Below are 20,209 nucleotides of genomic sequence, written 5' to 3' on the forward strand. Positions count from 1 at the left end.
CTGGTTAACCGCTGGTTGCCGTGCTAACTTCGCTGATCGGTCAGGCAGGCGAACCGGCTCAGGGGGAAAGTCGGTGACAACGGACACGGGGCTCGGTGAATCCGAGCGTGCGCGGGGCAGCCGGGTGCTCCTGGGGCTGACCAACGCCCTGTGCGAGCTCGGCTGCATGGAGGACGCGCAGGGGCGGCTGCACTTCGCCGTGGTGCTGGGCGACCTGCTCGGCGGCCAGGTCGACCTCCGGGGTGTCAAGTTACGGGAGGACGTCGTCCTCCTCGTGCGGGCGGCGCTGAACACGGCGGGCGGCGAGCGCGTACTGGTCGAAGTGGTGCGGATCCTCGAGGGGGACCTGGCGGGCGACGAACTCGACCGTCTGCTCGACGAACTGCTGGGCCGGCCGCCGACGCCGGCCGGGCCCGGCCTCCTGGCCGGACCCGTCATCTCCCGCGAGGACGAGCTCGGCGCCCGCGCCGTCCTCGCCCGGGGTGAGTTACCCGCCACCCGTCTGCGCGACGCGCTCGTCGAGGAGCTCAACGGCCTGGACCTGCCGATCGGGCTGACGCCGGACCAGCTCCTCTCCCACGTCCTGGGCTGGACCGCACAACTGGACGGGCTGCCGCCCGCCGTGCTCCTCGTCGACCACGCCGCCCGGCTGGCCGCCACCCCCGCCCATCGCGCCGCCCTCACCACCTGGGCCGACGACTGGGCGGGCAGGGCCGGTCTGACCGAGGAGCTCGAGGAACGCCGGCGGGCCGCCCCCACGACACCGCGCGACCCGGACATACCCTGCTGCCTCGTCATCGCGGTGGAGCCGGCGCGCGACGGCACCCGCGACATCGTCGTGCGCCCCTGGCTCAACACCGTGCCCGGACAGTGGAACCCCCAGCCGGGTGAACCCGCCTACACCACCCTCGACGACCTCGGCACCGCCGTCGAACGGGCGCTGAGGCAGGGCACCCGGCTCTGGACGGCACCGCGCGAGCCGGACGCGAGCGGACGCCGGCCCCCGCCGCCGTACATCGAGTTCGTCCTTCCGTACGACCTTCTCAACCACGACGTGGCCGGCCTGACGCACCGGGTCGGGGACGGCCAGCCGCTGCCGCTCAGCCTCAAGTACGGCGTCCACCTGCGCAGTCTGGAGCGCATGTGTTCGGACGACATGGTGATCCGTGACCAGTGGCGGCAGCGCTGGCACACCCTGCGGGAGCAGGGCGTCGCCGTGCACGGCTGGCGGGAAAGAGACGGTCTGCGACTCGACGCGTGGCAGGCGGGGCTCGCCGGGGAAGCACGACATACGGCGGTCGTGCTGGACGCACCCAGCGGCACCGGTGCCCTGGCGGCGCTCAAGGCCGCCATCGCGGAAGGGATAGGGCTGGCCGTGTGGGACCGCAGGGGGGTCTTCGCGGAGGAGCGGCGAGAGGTGGTGACCGCCCTGTTCGCCGCCGCCCAGACCCCGGCGCGGATCCCGACGGCCGTGCACCTGCTGCGCAAGAACGCCGAGAGCGACGGCCAGGGGCCGGGCGAGCTGCTCGGCCGCCACATCGGTTTCTTCTGGGACGATCCCACCCGGCCCATCGACTTCCAGCCCATCGATCCCGGCGATCTCGCCAGCGAGGAGGCACCCGCATGACCGCGCAGGAGCAGACGGTCCCCAACGGCTGGCGGGTGTTCCACGGCACGGGCCGGGAGCCGGCCGTACCACCCGTGCTGCCGCAACCGCCGCCCTGGCGCACGTTCCGGGGCGGCCCGTCCCGCCCGGTGCCGCCCGCCGACGCCCAGGCCGCGTCACGCCGCCTCGGCCACGGCGACATCGCACCGCAGCTGGGCGAGGAGGAGATCGACGTCGTCAACGCCGCCCTGCTGCTGCGGCGGCCCCTGCTGATCACCGGCCCGCCAGGCGTCGGCAAGTCCACCCTCGCCTACCTGATCTCCCGGGAACTCGGACTGGGCCGGGTCCTGGAGTGGAACATCGTCAGCCGCACCGTGCTGCGCGACGGCCTGTACGCCCACGACGCCATGGGCAGGGCCCAGGCCATCGCCGCCTGGCGTGCGGGACTGAACCGCGCGGCCGGGGACGCGGAGGGAGCGGCGGACGGGCCGGAGGAGCGGGCGGACGGCGGCGGTTCCGCCTCCGGCGAGTCAAGTGCACGTCAACTTCCGCCTCTGCTGGGGGACTTCGTCACCCTGGGGCCCCTCGGCACGGCTCTGCTGCCCTACGATCGACCCCGGGTGCTTCTCGTCGACGAACTCGACAAGAGCGACATCGACCTGCCCAACGATCTGCTGCACGTCCTGGAGAATGGAAGCTATGACGTCCCGGAACTGGTGCGTGACGCCGCCGACACGGCCCGCGTCCACACCAGCGACCCCGGCAGCCAGGCCGACGTGCGGGGCGGGCGGGTCGAGTGCCGGGAGTTCCCGGTCGTGGTGATCACCAGTAACGGAGAGCGTGAGTTTCCGGCCGCTTTCCGCCGTCGTTGCCTGCCCCTGGAGATGCGCACGCCCACCCGGGAGCAGCTCCTGGCCATGGTGGAGGGGCACCTCGGAGCCCGGCCCGGGGGGACGGATGACCTGGTGGACCTGTTCGTCCAGCGGGTACAGGCGGGCGGCACCCACTCGGTCGACCAGTTGCTCAACGCTGTCCAGATGACTACGGCGGGTGGTTTCCAGGCGGATGGTCAGGGGCGTACGCTCGTGGAAATGCTCCTACGCGACCTCGCGAAGGGCCGCTGAATGAAGGGCTACCCCAGGGAGCACGCATCCGGGCTCGGCGACGGCTTCCCCCTTTCGGGGTCGTCGCCTCCTTCGCCGTACCCGGAGTCCGCCGACCGGGTGAACGAGCGCGGAGTGACGGCCCGGGACGCCCCCGAGCCGTCCGGGGCGCGCTGGCAGGAGGTCGCCGACGCGGTCTGGCTCGCCGCGTACTGGGACCGTCACGGCGGCCCGGCCGTCGGTGTGCCCCCGGCCGTCCGCACGGTCGTGGCACCGGCCCCGCCCGCGCCACCGCGTCCCGGGCCCCCGCCGGTGACCGAGGAGCAGGAGCGGCCGGACACCCCCGCGGCCGACGCGTCCCCGGTCACCCCCGCCCCCGTTCCCGCCGCCGAGGGCCCCGCCCCCGGCCGCCGGCCCGGCACCGCCGGCGCTCCCGCCGGCCCGCCCCCCTCAGGCACCGCCGGGCACGCGGCCGGCGAACCCACTCCCGCCGCACACCTGTTACCCGACCCCGAGGGCCCCTTCGCCGTGGACGTCGGGCAGCCGCTGCTGCCCGCGGACGACCGGCCGCAGCACGGACCCGGCCGCGTCACCGCGCAGTTCGCGCGCGCCCTCCACCTGCTCGCCCGCCGCATCCCCTCCCGCGACACCCTGGAACTGGACGAGGAGACCACCGCCGAACAGGGAGTCGTCGACGGCATGTGGATGCCCTTCCTGCGCCCCGCCCGCTCCTCGGCCTTCCAGCTGGTGCTGCTCGTCGACGACGCCCCCACCCTGCGGATCTGGAAGGACTCCGTCACCCGCCTGGCCAGAGCGGCCGAGCACAGCGGCGCCTTCCGCACCGTGCGCACGGTCCGGGTGAACGTGCCGCGCACCGGCCCCGCCACCCTGCGCTGGGGCACCGGACGGACCACCTCCGACCCCGGAGAACTCCTCGACGGACGCGGCGGCCGCATCTTCCTCGTCGTCACCGACGGCCTGGCCCACGGCTGGGCCGCACCCGCCGCCGACGCACTCCTCGGCCGTCTCGCCCACGCCGGCCCCACGGCCCTGGTGCACCTGCTGCCGCCCCACATGCGCCGTCGCTCCACCCTCTACCCGTACGAGGCCGTGCTGGAGGCGGGCGGATTCGGTGCCGCCAACGACGCCCTCACCCACTGGCCCCCGCCCGGCGGACCCGACCCCCTGCGGCCCCTGCCGGACGGCGGCGACGGATCGGTGCCGGTGCCGGTGCTCTCCCTCAAACCCGGCTCGCTCGCCGCCTGGGCCGGCCTGGTGACCGGGGAGCGCGGGGTGCGCCGCGCGCTGCCGATCGTGCTGGCCGGGACCCTCGTCAAGGGCGCACCCGCACCGGGACTGCGCGCCCCGCGCTTCCCGCGCGCCGCCAGGACCGCCGTCCGCCGCTTCTTCACCCTCGCCACCCCCGCCGCGCGCCGGCTCGCCTCGCAGCTCGCCGCCGTGCCGTTCGACTTCGACCTCTTCGACCAGCTCAGGCGCCGCATCATGCCGGAGACCCGGCCGGACCATCTGGCGGAGATCCTGATGGGCGGGCTGATCGACTGGGACAGCGGCGCGGAGGGCCGGCCCGAGTTCGCCGAGGGTGTCCGCGAGGAACTCCTCGCGACCACCACCCGCACCCAACTCGCCCACACCGTCAGCGTGGTGGGCGAGCTGCCCGCGGCGGGAGAGCGCGGTGCCGCGCTGCGCGCCGCCCTGCGTGACCCCCTGGGCGCCTCCCTGCCGGACCCGTCCGCCGGCGGCTGGGCCCGCAGCGAGCTGGCGGTGATGCGGGCGCTGGCGGGGCCGTACTCCGAGCGGGCGCGTCGTATCGAGCCACGTCTCTCCCGCCACACCGGGGCGGGCACGGCCGAATGGGTGCATGCTGGTTCGTCCGGAGTTGCGCCCTCCGAGGTGAACCGCGCTATTGATGGGGGATCGTCCGGCGGAGGGGGAAGCCTGCCACCGTCGAACGGTCCCGACGAACCAGGAGAGCCCGTGCCAAGCCCGGTAACCGACGCCACCCGACAAGAAGCCCCGGAGGCTGAGCCGCTCATGCAGAGCACCATGACCCCGACGCCCGCCCTTCTGGTGAACGTTCCCCTCCGGAACACCTCGTTCGTCGGCCGGCAGGCGCTGCTGAGGGCCGTGGAGGACCAACTGGGGGACCAGGACACGGCGGCCGTGCTCCCGCACGCGCTGCACGGGCTGGGTGGTGTCGGCAAGTCCCAGCTGGCACTGGAGTACATCTACACGCACCAGCACGACTACAAGGTCATCTGCTGGATCCCCGCCGAACGGGAGAGCCTGATCCTGGCCGCGCTGGCCCAGCTGGCGGCCCAGCTCGGCGTCGCGCCGGCGGGTCAGGGGAGCATGGGCGCGCCCGCCGCCAACACCGCCGTGCCCGCCGTGCTGGAGGCGCTGCGCACCGGCACCCCGTACGACCGGTGGCTGCTCGTCTTCGACAACGCGGAGGACGTCGAGGCGGTGCGCCAGTACTTCCCGACCAACGGACCGGGAAAGGTCATCGTCACCTCCCGGAACCGGGCCTGGGAGCGCGTGGCCACCCCGCTGCCCGTGAACGTGTTCGACCGCGAGGAGTCCGTCGAACTGCTCCAGCGGCGCTCGCCCGACCTCTCGGAGGAGGACGCCGACCGGCTCGCCGAGGCCCTCGGTGACCTGCCGCTGGCCGTCGAGCAGGCGGGCGCCTGGCGCGCGGTCACCGGGATGCTCGTCGACGAGTACCTCGATCTGCTCGCCCAGCGCAGCCCGGAGATCCTCGAACTCGACCCGGCCCCCGACTACCCGGTCTCCGTGGCCGCCGCCTGGGACATCTCGCTGGAGCGGATCCAGGCGAACAACCCGGGCGCCCGCCAGCTCCTGGACATCTGCGCCAGCATGGCCCCGGAGCCGATCCCGCGGTCCATGCTGCGCGGCAGCCGGGGCGTGAACGTGACGCCCGAGGTCGACCCGCTGCTGCGGGAGTCGATCAAGCTGAACCGCGCGGTGCGCGACCTCAGCCAGTTCTCCCTGATCAAGGTGGACCCGCGCTCCGACACGCTCCAGATGCACCGTCTGCTGCAGACGGTGCTCCTGGCCAAACTGGGCCGGCAGGAGCGCGAGCGGATGCGGGACGCCGCCCACCAGCTGCTGTCGGCGGCCAAGCCGGGCCCGTCCGGCTCGTCGCTGGAATGGCGCGCCTACCAGGCGCTGCTCCCGCACGTCCTGACCTCGCAGGCGGTGACCAGCACCGACACCTATGTGCGTGAGCTGGTGTTCGACACCGTCTGGTTCCTCTACTACTGGGGTGACCACGAGGGCGCGGCCGACTTCGCGCGGCAGGCGTGGAGCGCCTGGCTCGCGGCCTCGGGAGAGGAGGACCTCCACGTCATCCGCATGACCAAGAGCCTCGGCTTCCTGCTCCGCCAGAACGGCCAGGTGCCCGAGTCCATCCCGCTCACCGAGAAGGCCCTGGAGGTGTCGCGCCGCATCAGCGCAGACACCGAGGACCTGATCGACTCGCTGTGCGAGATGGCTGACGCCCGCGGCTACCAGGGGCGGTTCGAGGAGGCGCGGAAGCTGACCGAGGAGGCCGCCGAGCTGGCCCGGTCGCTGTTCGGCACCGACGACCCGACGACGCTGCGCGCCACCCATGCCCTGGGCGTGGAGCTGCGGCTGTGCGGCACCTTCCGTCAGGCGCTGCCGCTGGACCAGGAGAACGCCCGGCAGCGGGAACTGTTGTTCGGGCCCGCCAGCTTCTTCACCCTCAACACCCTCAACGGGCTCTCCATCGACATGCGGGAGAGCGGCGACTACATGGGCGCGCGGGACTTCCAGGAGGACGTCCACCGCCGGGCCAAAGCGGCGTTCGGCGAGGAGCATCCCCTCACCCTGCGCATCGCCCGCAACCTCGCGATCTGCCGTCGCCGTGACGGTGCGCTCGCCGAGGCGGCGAAGCTTTCCGAGGAGACCTTGAGGCGGTTCGTCGCCCGGTACGGGCCGGATCACTTCGACTCCCTGACCACGGCGGCCAACCTCTCCGTCGACCGGCGCCTCGCCGGTGACCTGGACGGCTCCCGTGAGCTGGCGGAGTCGACCGTGCGGCGGTTCGAGCAGCGCCTCGGTCCGAATCACGCGTACACGCTGCTGACGAAGGCGAATCTCGCCGCGACCTGGCGTGCGCTGGGCGCCCATGACACGGCCCACGACCTGGAGGAGGACGCGGAGCGCCGGCTGACCGAGTCGGTGGGAGAACGTCACATCACCACCCTGACCGTGGCCATCGGCCGGGCCAACACGGCGTACGGCCGGCTCGACTTCGAGCGGGCCCATGCCATCGACTCGGCCAATCTGCCGCTGCTGGCGGAGAACGCGGGCGAGGAGCACCCCCTCACGTTGTCCGTGATGGCGAACCTTGCCCTCGACAAGCGGGGTCTGGGCCGTGGGGCCGAGGCGGACGAGTTGCAGCGCAAGGCGGTGGAGGGCTTCAGCCGTGTGGTGCGTCCGGACCACCACTGGCTGGCGGCGGCGCTCCAGCGGTCCCGCATCGAGTGCGACATGGCTCCGATGCCCCTGTGACACAGGACGGCGGCCCCGCCCCCGGACGGTACGGGGTGCGGGGCCACCCTCGTGTCAGGGACCGGGGGCGGTCGCCGTGCTCTCCGAGGGTGCCGATGGCCCCGGTGCGCCGGGAGGGCCGTCGGTCCGGTGCGGGGCGCGGGTGGCAGTCCCCAGGGGCGGGCGCCCGGCCCTGCGTTGCACCAGCATCAACATCGGCTGGGTGAGCAGGGTCGTGGCCAGGGCCATCAGGACCAGGACGGTGTAGAGCGGGCCGCTCAGCAGACCGGCACGGAGGCCGGCGTCGAGGGCGATCAGTTCCGTCAGACCGCGGGCGCTCAGCAGCACCCCCACGGTCCGCGCGTCGTCGCGGTCCAGCCCGCCGAGGCGTGCCGCCACCGTGCCACTGCCGACCTTCGTGGTCACGGCCAGCACCGTCACCACGGCGAGGGCCGCCCAGCCCGTGCCGTTCAGGCTGTTGAGCGCGACGGCCTGTCCCGAGACGACGAAGAAGAACGGCAGCAGCAGTGCGCTGACGTCATGCAGCGGACGCAGCAGATCCGGATCGAGTGTTCCGTCCCTCTCCCGGGGACAGACGAACCCGGCCAGCAGCGCACCGCAGATCGCGTGCAGTCCCAGGTACTGCGTCACGGACGCCGCCCCGAAGGCGAAGCCGACGAGCAGCGACAGCCGCAGCAGGGGCTCCATCTGGGTGCGCCACAGCAGTCGGCGCAGCAGCGGCCGGGCCGCCACCAGCATCAGCGCGAGGAAGCCGGCCGCGAGCAGCGCCCGCCAGTACCAGGACAGTTCCCGCCCGTCGTCGCTCTCCAGCAGGGTGCCGGCCAGCACCGTCCAGCCGATGACGTCCAGCAGCCCGGCGGCGGACACCGCCATCACCCCCGGGACCGTGCTGGCCAGGCCGTTCTCCCGCACTATGGCCGTCAGGACCGGTACCGCCGTGATCGACAGGGCGACCCCGGCGAACACCACCGTGCCGGGGGAGAGGTGGGGCATGTCAAGGGCGCGCAACTGCGCACGGAACAGCAGCGCACACCCGCTGCCCACGGCCATCGGCACCACGAAGGCCGTCAGGGCCACCCCCACGGCCGTACGCGTCCGGGAGCCCAGGAGCGTCAGGTCCAGCTCGTAACCCACCGCGAACAGGAACACGACCAGGGCGAACTGGGCCAGTCCCTGCAGTGCCGTGCCGATCTGTTCGGGGAACAGCAGGGCGTGGACGTCGGGGGCGGTGGTGCCCAGCAGAGAGGGGCCGAGCGCTATGCCCGCGGCCAGCTGGCCGACGATGTACGGCTGCTTCAGCCGCCGGGCCAGCCAGCCGGCCGCATGGCCGGCCGTCAGGACGAGTGCCGAGGCGAACAGGAAATGCGTCACCATCGCGTCAGGGCGCACAGGGTCCCCCTGTTGTTCGTTCGTCGGGGCCGACGGAGCGGCCCGAGGCGGGTCGTCGCACGCGTGCTCGACCCCCAACTTTCTTAGAGTACGGGCAACTTGACTGCGAAAGGACTGTCGTGCGCGCGAGTCACCCGAGTCACTGGGAGCACATGACAGCGGTCGTTGTCACGGGCGGGGCAGTGATGCGCGGACCGGGCTCTGTGAAGCTCGCGGGGGCGCGCACGGGCGCCGGCCCCATCCGGAGGCACTGTTTCCGGCCGCGCGAACACACCTCGCAGCCCTCAGGGAAGCGAGCCGTACTCTGCCGTACCCCCTGCATCCGCCCGGGAATCCCGGGCGCCCCGGGTTCCCCCGCCCGGACGTGCCCCCGTCGGCCCGGACAGATGTCGCAGGCCACCCCACCGGTCCCGCCCGGCATGCCCCGGGTGGGGCGGGTGCCAGACCGTGGCCCGGGGCGCACGCGTCGGCGACCGCGACAAGGGGGACGAGACCGTCCAAAAGATCGGGTGGCGTGATCGTACGGTTTTCGACCCGGGCCGGAATGGCCATGATGGAAAAGGGACATGGTCACGGGGCATCGCGTGCCACCGTGCGAGAAGGGGGTACATCTTGGAGCAGCCGCCCGCTCTGTGCCACACCGCCGACCGTGAGCCGGCCACCGGTGCGGGGACCGACCTCTGGGAGTCGGATCTGGCCGACCTGGCGGGCCTGCCCCTGGCCGCGCTGGACGGTCTCGCGCCGCTCCCCCCGACCGTCCGCGTGCTCGAGGAGGTCCTGCGCGCACGCGGCGGTATCACCGGCGGAAACGACGGGCCGGGGGGTGCCCGGGCCGAGTGACGTGTCCGTGCCTCGGCGGTGGGGGTCCGGACGAGCCCCGACGGGCCGCCGGTCCACCTGTCCGCGTCCGTGACCGGAGGTCCCGCCCCTCATGACCAGTGAGCCGCGCACCGCCCCGTTCCGCATGCCCGGACATCTCTTCACGGAGCTGGCCGCGGGCGGCCACTCCCCGCCTGCCGTCGCCTTTCTCGAGCAGGGCGAGCGGGCGCGCCGGCTGCTGCTGCTGCGCACCCTGCTGCTGCGCATCCGGGACCTGCCCACTCCGCTGACCCCGGTGCCGGAGGCCTGGCAGGTGTTCAAGGAGGCGGCCCGGCGCGCGCCGGAGCCGGCCGAGCGGCTGCTGCTCGCCCCGGCCACCGGTGCCTGGATCGCACACATGCTGCGCCGCGTGCACGGCACCGCGACCGGTCCACGGCTCTGGGCGGAGGCGGGCAGGCTGAACGCTCTCGCGGTCGTCGCCTCGCTGCACGCCGGTACGGAAGCCTCCCTGCGCGTTCCGCTGGACGACGGCGCGCTGTCCCTGCCGGGCCTGGGACTGGCCCGACTCCCGAACGGGACGCCCGGCCTGACTGCGGGCACGGCGAGCACCCGCGCCGGGGAACTGACCCTGCGCGGTCCGGCCCCCGACGGCGCGCCCTCGACCCTGACCTGCCGCCCCGCTCCCGCGCCGGTGGGCGAGGCGCCGCCCGCCGATCCGGGCTGGCTCCCGCTGCGCACCCTCACGCACCCCACGCCCGCCGGCCCCGTCGCCATCCCTCTGGAGGACCTGGACCCCTATCGCGACCTCGACGACCCCTTACCCCCCGCCCGGCTCGACGACGACGAGGCGCGGGCCTGGCAGCGGATGTTCGACGAGGCCGCCCGGATCCTCGCGACCACGGAAGGACCGGGACCCGGACGGCTCGACCCCGCGGTGATCCGGTCCGTCGTCCCCTGGGCGCGGACCGCCCTGCTGCCCCCGCCGCCGCCCGAGGTCCGCGTGTCGGCGTCCAGCGGTGACGCGTACGGCGCCATGGTCATCGCCCGCCCCGCCTCGGCGCTCGCACTCGCCGAGACGCTGGTCCACGAGTTCCAGCACAGCAAGCTCGCCGCCCTGATCCACCTCTTCCCGCTCCTGTCCGACGACCGCGCCGAGCGCTACTACGCGCCGTGGCGCCCGGATCCGCGCCACCTCACCGGCCTGCTGCACGGCGCCTACGCCTTCACCGGCGTCGCGGGCTTCTGGCGGGACCGGCTGTCCGATCCGCAGCACGGCGAGACGGCCGCCTACCACTTCGCGCTGCGCCGGACGCAGAGCCGCCTCGTCGTGCGCACCCTCCTGACCAGCGGCCGGCTCACCGTGGCCGGCCACGCCCTGGTCACCGGCCTCGCCCGCACCCTGGACACCTGGCTGCGCGAACCCGTCGCCCCGCCCGCCCGGGCCCGGGCCCGCACCGCCGCCGTCCTGCACCGCACGGAGTGGCGCCTGCGCAACCTCGCCCCACCGCACCCTCCCGGACACACCGCCGTCCCCGGCCCGGAAGGGCACTCCGTGCCACCCGGAGACCCCGCCGGCGCGTCCGCAGAGCCGGACGGCCTGCGTTTCCGGTCCGACCGCGCCTCCTGGCCGGATGTCCGCACCCATGCCTTCGCCGTGCCGCCCGCCGAGCCGCGCACGCCGGACGAGTTCCTCGCCGCGGGGGACCCGGGAGCCGCCGTCAAGGGGTACGCCGAGGAGCTGGAACGAAAGCCCCGGGATCCGCATCTGCTCGCCGGATGGATCGTCGCCCGGGCGGTGCTGGAACCGGGCCCGGGCGCCCGGCGGATGCTGGCCCGGCCGGAGTTGCTGACGCCGGGACCGAGCGGCGAGTGACCGGCGCGGGACAGCGGATCGGCCCGAGTGAGGGGTGAACGGGCGGCATGGTGGTCAGGATGGAGGCATGACCTACCACGTCGACTCCGAGGCCGGTCGGCTGCGCCGCGTCATCCTGCACCGGCCCGATCTCGAGCTCAAAAGGCTCACCCCCAGCAACAAGGACGCCCTGCTCTTCGACGACGTGCTCTGGGTGCGCCGGGCGCGCGCCGAGCACGACGGATTCGCCGACGTCCTGCGCGACCGCGGTGTCACCGTCCACCTCTTCGGTGACCTGCTCTCCGAGACGCTCGCGCTCCCGGCGGCCCGTGCGCTCGTCCTGGACCGCGTCTTCGACGAGAAGGAGTACGGCCCGCTGGCCACCGACCACCTGCGTGCCGCCTTCGAGACGCTCCCGGCGCCCGAACTGGCCGAGGCGCTGGTCGGCGGGATGACCAAGCGGGAGTTCCTGGACGCCCACCCGGAGCCGACCTCCGTGCGCTTCCACGCGATGGAGCTCGACGACTTCCTGCTCCGCCCGCTGCCCAACCACCTCTTCACCCGCGACACCTCCGCCTGGATCTACGACGGCGTCTCCATCAACGCGATGCGCTGGCCCGCCCGGCAGCGCGAGACCGTGCACTTCGAGGCGATCTACCGGCACCATCCGCTGTTCCGCGAGGAGTCCTTCCACCTCTGGTCCGAGGGACAGGCCGACTACCCGTCCACCATCGAGGGCGGCGACGTGCTGGTCATCGGCAACGGCGCGGTGCTCATCGGGATGAGCGAGCGCACCACCCCGCAGGCCGTGGAGATGCTCGCGCACAAACTCTTCGCGGCCGGTTCGGCCCGTACGATCGTGGCCCTCGACATGCCGAAGAGACGCGCCCTGATGCACCTCGACACCGTGATGACCATGGTCGACGGCGACACCTTCACCCAGTACGCGGGGCTGGGCATGCTCCGCTCGTACACCATCGAGCCCGGCGCGGACGACAAGGAGCTGAAGGTCACCGACCATCCGCCGGAGCACATGCACCGCGCGATCGCCGCCGCGCTCGGGCTCAGCGAGATCCGGGTGCTGACCGCGACCCAGGACGTCCACGCGGCCGAGCGCGAGCAGTGGGACGACGGCTGCAACGTGCTGGCCGTCGAACCGGGCGTCGTCGTCGCCTACGAACGGAACTCCACCACCAACACACATCTGCGCAAGCAGGGCATCGAGGTGATAGAGATCCCCGGCAGCGAGCTCGGGCGGGGCAGGGGCGGGCCGCGCTGCATGAGCTGTCCCGTACAGCGAGACGCCGTATAGAAATACAAATCCTCGTATACACTTCCAAGGATTCGTGTCCCTCGTCCCTGGAGCGTCCCATGGCGACTGTCCCGACCGCCCTCGCCGGCCGCCACTTCCTCAAGGAGGTGGACTTCACGGCGGAGGAGTTCCTCGGCCTGCTGGAGCTGGCCGCCGAGCTGAAGGCCGCCAAGCGGGCCGGGGCCGAGCACCGGTACCTGCGGGGCAGGAACATCGCGCTGATCTTCGAGAAGACCTCGACGCGCACGCGCTGCGCGTTCGAGGTCGCGGCCGCGGACCAGGGTGCCTCGACGACCTACCTCGATCCGTCGGGCTCGCAGATGGGCCACAAGGAGTCCGTGAGGGACACCGCCAGGGTGCTGGGCCGGATGTACGACGGCATCGAGTACCGCGGGGACAGCCAGGCCAAGGTGGAGGAGCTGGCGCGGTACGCCGGCGTTCCCGTCTACAACGGTCTCACCGACGACTGGCACCCCACCCAGATGCTCGCCGACGTCCTCACCATGACCGAGCACAGCCCCAAGGCGCTCACGCAGACCGCCTTCGCCTACCTCGGCGACGCCCGCTTCAACATGGGCAACTCCTACCTGGTCACCGGGGCCCTGCTGGGCATGGACGTGCGCATCGTCGCCCCGAAGACCTACTGGCCCGCCCAGGAGGTCGTCGACCGGGCCCGCGGGCTCGCCGCGTCCAGCGGGGCCCGCATCACGCTCACCGAGGAGATCGCCGAGGGCGTCGCGGGCGCCGACTTCGTCGCCACGGACGTCTGGGTGTCCATGGGTGAGCCCAAGGAGGTCTGGGGCGAGCGGATCGCCGCCCTCGCGCCGTACGCGGTGACCATGGACGTCCTGCGCGCCACCGGCAACCCGGACGTCGGGTTCCTGCACTGCCTGCCCGCCTTCCACGACCTCGGCACCCAGGTGGGCCGCGAGGTGTACGAGGCGCACGGCCTGGAGTCGCTGGAGGTGACCGACGAGGTGTTCGAGTCGGCGCACTCGCTGGTCTTCGACGAGGCGGAGAACCGCATGCACACGATCAAGGCGGTCCTGGTCGCGACCCTCGCCTGAAGCGGGGCGGCCGGCCCCCTCAGAGCGGGCGCCGCTGGCCCGGCAGCCGGAACCAGACCGCCTTGCCGGACTCGGTGGGGCGGTGACCGCAGGACGAGCTCAGGGTGCGGATGAGCAGCAGTCCCCGCCCGTGCTCCTGCCAGGGGTCCGGCGCGCCGGACGCCGGGCGGGTGAGGTCGCCGGGCGGCGCCGGGTCGGCGTCGTGCACCTCGACCTGGAAGCCGGCCGGCAGCAGCCGCACCACCAGCTCGATCGGGGCGCTCCCCGGGGTGTGCTCCACGGCGTTGGCCACCAGTTCCGCCGTCAGCAGCTCCGCCGTGTCGCGGTCGGCGGAGTGCTTCCGCTCGGCCAGTGCCGTGCGGACCAGTGCGCGCGCCACGGGCACTGCCGCGGTGGTGTGCGGCAGCGCGACGCGCCAGGAGGTGGAAGCGGCGGGGGGTTCGTGCACAGCGGGTCCGTTCATGGAGCGGGTGCTCCTGCATTCAACCGTCAATGGTACGGCGCACCCCGGTGCCGCCCTTGGCGGGGGCGGGCCCCGGAGCCTGTCCGGGCGCCGTCCGGGGCGTCCGGCCCCGGCACCGGGCGGCCTACCCACGCCGGCGCCGCGCCGCGCACGCCCGGTCCCGCCGTTACCGGCATGTCGACGACCTGTGACGGATGTGACGGCCCCCGGACGGCGTATCGCGCACTCATGACGACAGTCACCAAGAAGTGATAACTTCATGGGGTAGAGCTCAGTGAGCAGCGCAGCGCCGCCCGAGGAGGCCGCCCGCATGAGTCCCTTCACCGGCTCCGCCACCCGCACCGCCCGCTGGGAGCATCTGCGCGTCGACCTGGCCGACGGCGTCGCCACCGTCACCCTCGCCCGCCCCGACAAGCTCAACGCGCTCACCTTCGGCGCCTACGCCGACCTGCGCGACCTGCTCGCCGAACTGTCCCGGGAGCGGGCCGTACGGGCCCTGGTGCTGGCCGGTGAGGGGCGCGGCTTCTGCTCCGGCGGCGACGTCGACGAGATCATCGGCGCGACCCTCTCGATGGACACCGCCCAGCTGCTCGACTTCAACCGGATGACCGGCCAGGTGGTGCGCGCCGTACGGGAGTGCCCGTTCCCGGTGATCGCCGCGGTGCACGGAGTGGCCGCGGGCGCCGGGGCCGTCCTCGCCCTGGCCGCCGACTTCCGGGTCGCCGACCCCAGCGCCCGCTTCGCCTTCCTCTTCACCCGGGTCGGCCTGTCGGGCGGCGACATGGGCGCCGCCTACCTGCTGCCGAGGGTCGTCGGCCTGGGGCACGCCACCCGGCTGCTGATGCTGGGCGATCCGGTGCGCGCACCGGAGGCCGAGCGGATCGGCCTGATCAGCGAGCTCACCGACGAGGGCCACGCCGACGAGGCCGCCCGGGCCCTGGCCCGCCGGCTCGCCGACGGTCCCGCCCTGGCCCACGCGCAGACCAAGGCCCTGCTGACGTCCGAACTGGACATGCCCCTGGCGGCGGCGGTGGAACTGGACGCGTCGACCCAGGCCCTCCTGATGAACGGCGAGGACTACGCCGAGTTCCACGCCGCCTTCACGGAGAAGCGCGCCCCGAAGTGGCGGGGGAGGTAGCGGATGCCGTCAGCCGAGGGAACCGCTCCCGGCCCGCGGCCGCCCGACGGGCACAGCCGCCCCCTCCGCGTCGCGATCATCGGTGGAGGCCCCGGCGGCCTCTACACCGCCGCGCTGCTCAAGCGCCTCGACCCCGGCCGGCGGATCACCCTCTGGGAGCGCAACGCCCCGGACGACACCTTCGGCTTCGGCGTCGTCCTCTCGGACGAGACCCTGGGCGGGATCGAACACGCCGACCCGCAGGTGTACGCGGCCCTCGAACGGGACTTCGTCCGCTGGGACGACATCGACATCGTGCACCGGGGCACCCGCCACACCTCCTCAGGACACCGCTTTGCCGCCCTCGGCCGCCGCCGCCTCCTGGAGATCCTGCACGAGCGCTGCCGCTCCCTCGGCGTCGAGCTCCGCTTCCGGGCCCAGGCCCCCGACCCGGCCCGGCTGGCCGAGACGTACGACCTGGTGGTGGCCGCCGACGGAGTGCACAGCACCACGCGTGAGGCCTTCGCGGACGTGTTCCGGCCCCGGATCACCGCACACCGCTGCCGCTACATCTGGCTCGCCGCGGACTTCGCCTTCGACGCCTTCCGTTTCGAGATCGCCGAGACCGAGCACGGCGTGATGCAGCTGCACGGCTACCCCTACGCGGCCGGTGCCGCCTCCACCGTGATCGTCGAGATGCGCGAAGAGGTCTGGCGCGCCGCCGGATTCGGCGAGATGGACGAGACGGAGTCCGTCGAGCGCTGCGCCAAGATCTTCGCCGACGCACTCGGGGGACGCCCGCTGAGGTCCAACGACTCGGCGTGGACCACCTTCCGCACGGTCGTCAACGCACGCTGGTCGCACGGGAACGTCGTGCTCCTCGGCGACGCCGCCCACACCGCCCACTTCTCCATCGGCTCCGGCACCAAGCTCGCCGTGGAGGACGCGCTGGCGCTCGCCGCGTGCCTGCGCGAACACCCCTCCCTCGACGGCGCGCTGACCGCGTACGAGGCGGAACGCCGTCCCGTCGTCGCGTCCACCCAGCGCGCGGCCCGGGCCAGCCTTGAGTGGTTCGAGAACCTCCCCCTGTACCTCGGTCAGCCGCCCCGCCAGTTCGCCTTCAACCTGCTCACCCGCAGCCGCCGCGTCACCCACGGCAACCTGCGGCTGCGCGACGCCCGGTTCACCGAGGCGGTGGAGCGCGGGTTCGGCTGCCCGCCCGGTACGCCCCCGATGTTCACGCCGTTCCGCCTGCGCGGTCTGACCCTGCGCAACCGGGTCGTCGTCTCGCCCATGGACATGTACTCGGCGGTCGACGGCCTTCCCGGCGACTTCCACCTCGTCCACCTGGGGGCCCGTGCGCTCGGCGGCGCGGGACTGGTGATGACGGAGATGGTGTGCGTCAGCCCGGAGGGCCGCATCACCCCGGGCTGTGCCGGTCTGTGGACCGGCCGGCAGACCGAGGCCTGGCGGCGGATCACCGGCTTCGTGCACGAGCGGGCGCCCGGCACCGCGATCGGCGTGCAGCTCGGCCACAGCGGGCGCAAGGGCTCGACCAAGCTGATGTGGGAGGGCATGGACGAACCGCTCGACGACGGCAACTGGCCCCTCGTCGCCGCCTCGCCCCTGCCGTACAAGCCGGGCAGTCAGGTCCCCAGGGAGCTGTCCCGCGCCCAGCTCACCGACCTGAGGGAGCAGTTCACGGCCGCCACGGCGCGGGCCGCGAGGGCCGGTTTCGACCTGCTGGAACTGCACTGCGCCCACGGCTACCTGCTCTCCGGTTTCCTCTCCCCGCTCACCAACCGCCGCACGGACGCCTACGGCGGCTCACCTCAGAAGCGGCTCCGCTTCCCGCTGGAGGTCTTCGACGCGGTGCGCGCGGTCTGGCCCGGGGACCGGCCGATGACCGTCCGCATCTCCGCCACGGACTGGGCGGAGGGCGGCCTGACGGCCGAGGACGCGGTCGCCGTCGCCCGTGCCTTCGCCGCGCACGGCGCGGACGCGATCGACGTGTCGACCGGCCAGGTGGTCGCCGAGGAGAAACCGGAGTTCGGCCGCTCGTACCAGACCCCCTTCGCCGACCGGGTGCGCAACCAGGCCGGCGTCCCGGTGATCGCGGTCGGTGCGATCTCCTCGTGGGACGACGTCAACTCGCTCCTGCTCGCCGGCCGTACGGATCTGTGCGCCCTGGCCCGGCCCCATCTCTACGACCCGCACTGGACGTTGCACGCGGCTGCCGAACAGGGCTACGAGGGCCCGGGCGTCGTCTGGCCCGCGCCGTACCGCGCGGGCAGCCGTCCTCCGCAGACCGGACGCACCGACGCGCCCAGGCCCCGGCTCACGCTGGGGGAGTGACACCGCCCGGGCCGGCGACGCGTGTGACGCGGAACGGCTACGGGGCCGGCTCGGGCCGCTCGCACTCCAGTGCCGCGTAGCCCGCCCCCGCGTCGCGGAGCCGCTCGTGCAACGCCTGGAAGACGGCCGCCGAGCGCGTGCCGGGCCAGTCACCGGGGAGCAGGGCGGCGGGCAGGCCCGGGTCCGTGTAGGGGAGGTGGCGCCAGGAGTCCAGGGCGAGCAGGTAGTCGCGGTAGGCCTCCTCGGGCGGGGTGTCGCCGCGCTGTTCCCATGCGCGCAGCACGCGCGCGTGCCGCTCCAGGAACGCCTCGTGCCGCTCCGCGATGCCGGCCAGGTCCCACCAGCGGGCGACCGCCTCCGCGGTGGGCGCGAAGCCGAGGTGCTCCCCGCGGAAGAGGTCGACGTACCCGTCGAGGCGCAGGCGCTCCAGGGTGTGCCGGGTCTCGTCGTACAGCCGGGCGGGGGCGATCCACACACCCGGCGCCGCCGTGCCGAAGCCCAGGCCGGACAGCCGGGAGCGCAGCACGTGCCGCTTCTGCCGCTCGGACTCGGGCACCGAGAACACCGCGAGCACCCAGCCCTCGTCCCGGGGCGGAGCGGTGGCGTAGATGCGGCGGTCGCCGTCGTCCAGCAGCTGGCGTGCGTCCGGGGACAGTTCGTACCCGGCGGCGCCGCGTGCGGTGCGGGCCGGGACGAGCAGCCCGCGCCGTTTGAGCCGGGACACCGAGGAACGCACGGACGGGGCGTCCACGCCGACCGCGGCCAGCAGCCGGATCAGCTCGGCGACGGGCACCGGGCCCGGCGCGAAGCGGCCGTACGCGCCGTAGAGCGTGACGATGAGAGACCGTGGAGCATGCTGGTCGGACACGTTGATCATCTTAGGTCGTGACGACGGACGCCGTTCCCCGGCATCAGCCCCCCTCGTCCCCCGTACCTGCCGGAACGCGCAGCCGGAACCGCTGCAGCTTGCCGGTGGCCGTGCGCGGCAGCGACTCCAGGAAGACGATCTCACGGGGGCACTTGAACGGCGCGAGTTCCGACTTCACGAAGGCGCGCAGTGCCCCGGCGTCGCGTTCGGCGCCCTCCCTGAGCACCGCGTACGCCACCACGACCTGGCCGCGCGCCGCGTCGGGCCGCCCGACCACGGCGGCCTCCACGACGTCCGGGTGCCGCAGCAGGGCGTCCTCGACCTCCGGTCCCGCGATGTTGTACCCCGCCGAGATGATCATGTCGTCGGCGCGCGCCACGTACCGGAAGTAGCCGTCCGGTTCACGGACATAGGTGTCGCCGGTGATGTTCCAGCCGTCCCGCACGTAGTCCCGCTGGCGCGGATCGGCGAGGTAGCGGCAGCCGACGGGTCCGCGCACCGCGAGCAGCCCCGGCCGGCCGTCGGGCACGGGCGTGCCGTCCGCGTCCTGCACACGGGCGTCCCAGCCGGGCACGGGGACGCCGGTCGTCCCGGGTCTGATGTGCTCGTCGGCGGCGGAGACGAAGATGTGCAGCAGTTCGGTGGCGCCGATGCCGTTGATGATGCGCAGGCCGGTGCGTTCGTGCCAGGCGTTCCAGGTGGCGGCCGGCAGGTTCTCGCCCGCGGAGACACAGCGGCGCAGCGAGGAGAGGTCGTGGCCGGCCGCCTCGCCGAGCATCGCGCGGTAGGCGGTGGGCGCGGTGAACAGCACCGACACCCGGTGCTCGGCGATCGCCGCCAGCAACTGCGGCGGATGCGCCTGTTCGAGCAGCAGGGCGCTCGCTCCGGCCCGCAGCGGGAAGACCACGAGGCCGCCCAGGCCGAAGGTGAAGCCGAGCGGGGGACTGCCGGTGAAGACGTCGTCCGGCACGGGCTTGAGGACGTGCCGGGAGAAGGTGTCGGCGATCGCCAGGACGTCCCGGTGGAAGTGCATGCAGCCCTTGGGCCGGCCGGTGGTGCCGGAGGTGAAGGCGATCAGCGCCACGTCGTCCGCCGCGGTGGGCACGGCCTCGTACGGTGTGCCGGGCGCCGGCCGGTTGAGCAGGTCGTCCGGGGAGTCACCCCCGTACGTGGCGACCCTCAGGCCGGTGATCTCCGCCTTGGCGAGGTCGTCGACGGCCCGGACGTCGCACAGGGCGTGGCGCACCTCGGCGATCGAGCAGATGGTGCGCAACTCGTGCGCGCGCTGTTGGGCCAGCACGGTGACGGCGACCGCGCCCGCCTTCAGCACCGCCAGCCAGCACGCGGCGAGCCATGGCGTGGTGGGGCCGCGCAGCAGTACCCGGTTGCCGGGGACGACTCCGAGGTCGCCGGTGAGGAGGTGCGCGAGCCGGTCCACCCGGGAGCGCAGTGCGCCGTACGTCCACGTCGGGCCGTCGGGCGTGTGGAACACCGGCCGGCCGGCGGGCGGACCGTGCAGCAGTTCCGCGGCGCAGTTCAGCCGGTCGGGGTAGCGCAGTTCCGGCAGGTCGAAGCGGAGCTCGGGCCACTGGCCGGGTGGCGGGAGATGGTCGCGGGCGAAGGTGTCGACGTGCGCGGTGGCCCGTGGATTCATGACGTTCCGCCCCCTTGCCGTGGTGGGCT

13 protein-coding genes are annotated in these 20,209 nt (G+C 73.4%); 9 read left to right on the top strand and 4 right to left on the bottom strand.

The genetic code is table 11. The features are described from left to right. Positions 1-73 precede the first annotated feature (73 nt). Genes BU52_RS07775 through fxsT form a run of 3 tightly spaced genes read left to right on the top strand, consistent with a single transcriptional unit; the run spans position 74 to position 7,284 of the window. Complete coding sequence (locus BU52_RS07775; RefSeq protein WP_037930280.1) at positions 74-1,627, top strand: VMAP-C domain-containing protein; 1,554 nt, start codon at positions 74-76, stop codon at positions 1,625-1,627. Next, positions 1,624-2,730 (top strand): MoxR family ATPase, encoded by a 1,107-nt coding sequence (locus BU52_RS07780; protein WP_037930283.1) that lies wholly within the window; start codon positions 1,624-1,626, stop codon positions 2,728-2,730. Before BU52_RS07775 ends, BU52_RS07780 begins: the two co-directional genes overlap by 4 nt. Next, the gene (gene fxsT / locus BU52_RS36790) at positions 2,731-7,284 is read left to right on the top strand and encodes an FxSxx-COOH system tetratricopeptide repeat protein (RefSeq protein WP_037930286.1); all 4,554 of its coding nucleotides are present in this window, start codon (positions 2,731-2,733) and stop codon (positions 7,282-7,284) included. Between the two features lie 54 nt (positions 7,285-7,338). On the opposite strand, the gene BU52_RS07790 is transcribed toward fxsT, so the two are convergent. Continuing rightward, positions 7,339-8,658, bottom strand: coding sequence for a cation:proton antiporter (locus tag BU52_RS07790; RefSeq protein ID WP_235216279.1), 1,320 nt, complete (start codon positions 8,656-8,658; stop codon positions 7,339-7,341). A 627-nt stretch (positions 8,659-9,285) separates the two neighbouring features. On the opposite strand from BU52_RS07790, the gene BU52_RS07795 reads away from it, so the two are divergent. From BU52_RS07795 to argF, 4 genes are all read left to right on the top strand, one after another. Next, positions 9,286-9,513, top strand: coding sequence for a hypothetical protein (locus BU52_RS07795; protein WP_037930290.1), 228 nt, complete (start codon positions 9,286-9,288; stop codon positions 9,511-9,513). A 91-nt stretch (positions 9,514-9,604) separates the two neighbouring features. Then, entirely contained in the window at positions 9,605-11,365 is a 1,761-nt protein-coding gene (locus tag BU52_RS07800; RefSeq protein ID WP_037930296.1) for an HEXXH motif domain-containing protein, read from the top strand. Positions 11,366-11,432: 67 nt separating this feature from the next. Further along, positions 11,433-12,656: an arginine deiminase gene (locus BU52_RS07805; protein ID WP_037930298.1), complete on the top strand. Its 1,224-nt coding sequence runs from the start codon at positions 11,433-11,435 to the stop codon at positions 12,654-12,656. A gap of 59 nt (positions 12,657-12,715) precedes the next feature. Next, complete coding sequence (gene argF / locus BU52_RS07810) at positions 12,716-13,723, top strand: ornithine carbamoyltransferase (RefSeq protein WP_037930301.1); 1,008 nt, start codon at positions 12,716-12,718, stop codon at positions 13,721-13,723. A gap of 19 nt (positions 13,724-13,742) precedes the next feature. Here the strand turns inward: argF and BU52_RS07815 are convergent, their stop codons facing one another. Continuing rightward, entirely contained in the window at positions 13,743-14,186 is a 444-nt protein-coding gene (locus tag BU52_RS07815) for an ATP-binding protein (protein ID WP_037930303.1), read from the bottom strand. Between the two features lie 310 nt (positions 14,187-14,496). On the opposite strand from BU52_RS07815, the gene BU52_RS07820 reads away from it, so the two are divergent. After that, entirely contained in the window at positions 14,497-15,324 is an 828-nt protein-coding gene (locus BU52_RS07820) for an enoyl-CoA hydratase family protein (protein ID WP_037930307.1), read from the top strand. Between the two features lie 3 nt (positions 15,325-15,327). Next, the gene (locus BU52_RS07825; RefSeq protein WP_051858018.1) at positions 15,328-17,658 is read left to right on the top strand and encodes a bifunctional salicylyl-CoA 5-hydroxylase/oxidoreductase; all 2,331 of its coding nucleotides are present in this window, start codon (positions 15,328-15,330) and stop codon (positions 17,656-17,658) included. A gap of 37 nt (positions 17,659-17,695) precedes the next feature. Here BU52_RS07825 and BU52_RS07830 read toward each other — a convergent pair whose 3' ends face one another. Continuing rightward, a complete protein-coding gene (locus BU52_RS07830; RefSeq protein ID WP_037930310.1) occupies positions 17,696-18,535 on the bottom strand; it encodes a PaaX family transcriptional regulator in 840 nt (279 codons plus the stop codon). A gap of 34 nt (positions 18,536-18,569) precedes the next feature. Next, positions 18,570-20,180, bottom strand: coding sequence for an AMP-binding protein (locus BU52_RS07835; RefSeq protein ID WP_037930312.1), 1,611 nt, complete (start codon positions 20,178-20,180; stop codon positions 18,570-18,572). Positions 20,181-20,209: the final 29 nt, after the last annotated feature.

This window comes from Streptomyces toyocaensis, assembly GCF_000725125.1.
Classification (GTDB): domain Bacteria; phylum Actinomycetota; class Actinomycetes; order Streptomycetales; family Streptomycetaceae; genus Streptomyces; species Streptomyces toyocaensis.

Excerpts from the sequence above, each read along its gene's own strand:
- BU52_RS07780 (WP_037930283.1), top strand. The coding sequence starts at position 1,624 with ATGACCGCGCAGGAGCAGACGGTCCCCAACGGCTGGCGGGTGTTCCAC.
- fxsT (WP_037930286.1), top strand. The coding sequence starts at position 2,731 with ATGAAGGGCTACCCCAGGGAGCACGCATCCGGGCTCGGCGACGGCTTC.
- BU52_RS07790 (WP_235216279.1), bottom strand. The coding sequence starts at position 8,658 with ATGGTGACGCATTTCCTGTTCGCCTCGGCACTCGTCCTGACGGCCGGC.
- BU52_RS07800 (WP_037930296.1), top strand. The coding sequence starts at position 9,605 with ATGACCAGTGAGCCGCGCACCGCCCCGTTCCGCATGCCCGGACATCTC.
- BU52_RS07805 (WP_037930298.1), top strand. The coding sequence starts at position 11,433 with ATGACCTACCACGTCGACTCCGAGGCCGGTCGGCTGCGCCGCGTCATC.
- argF (WP_037930301.1), top strand. The coding sequence starts at position 12,716 with ATGGCGACTGTCCCGACCGCCCTCGCCGGCCGCCACTTCCTCAAGGAG.
- BU52_RS07815 (WP_037930303.1), bottom strand. The coding sequence starts at position 14,186 with ATGAACGGACCCGCTGTGCACGAACCCCCCGCCGCTTCCACCTCCTGG.
- BU52_RS07820 (WP_037930307.1), top strand. The coding sequence starts at position 14,497 with ATGAGTCCCTTCACCGGCTCCGCCACCCGCACCGCCCGCTGGGAGCAT.
- BU52_RS07825 (WP_051858018.1), top strand. The coding sequence starts at position 15,328 with ATGCCGTCAGCCGAGGGAACCGCTCCCGGCCCGCGGCCGCCCGACGGG.
- BU52_RS07830 (WP_037930310.1), bottom strand. The coding sequence starts at position 18,535 with ATGATCAACGTGTCCGACCAGCATGCTCCACGGTCTCTCATCGTCACG.
- BU52_RS07835 (WP_037930312.1), bottom strand. The coding sequence starts at position 20,180 with ATGAATCCACGGGCCACCGCGCACGTCGACACCTTCGCCCGCGACCAT.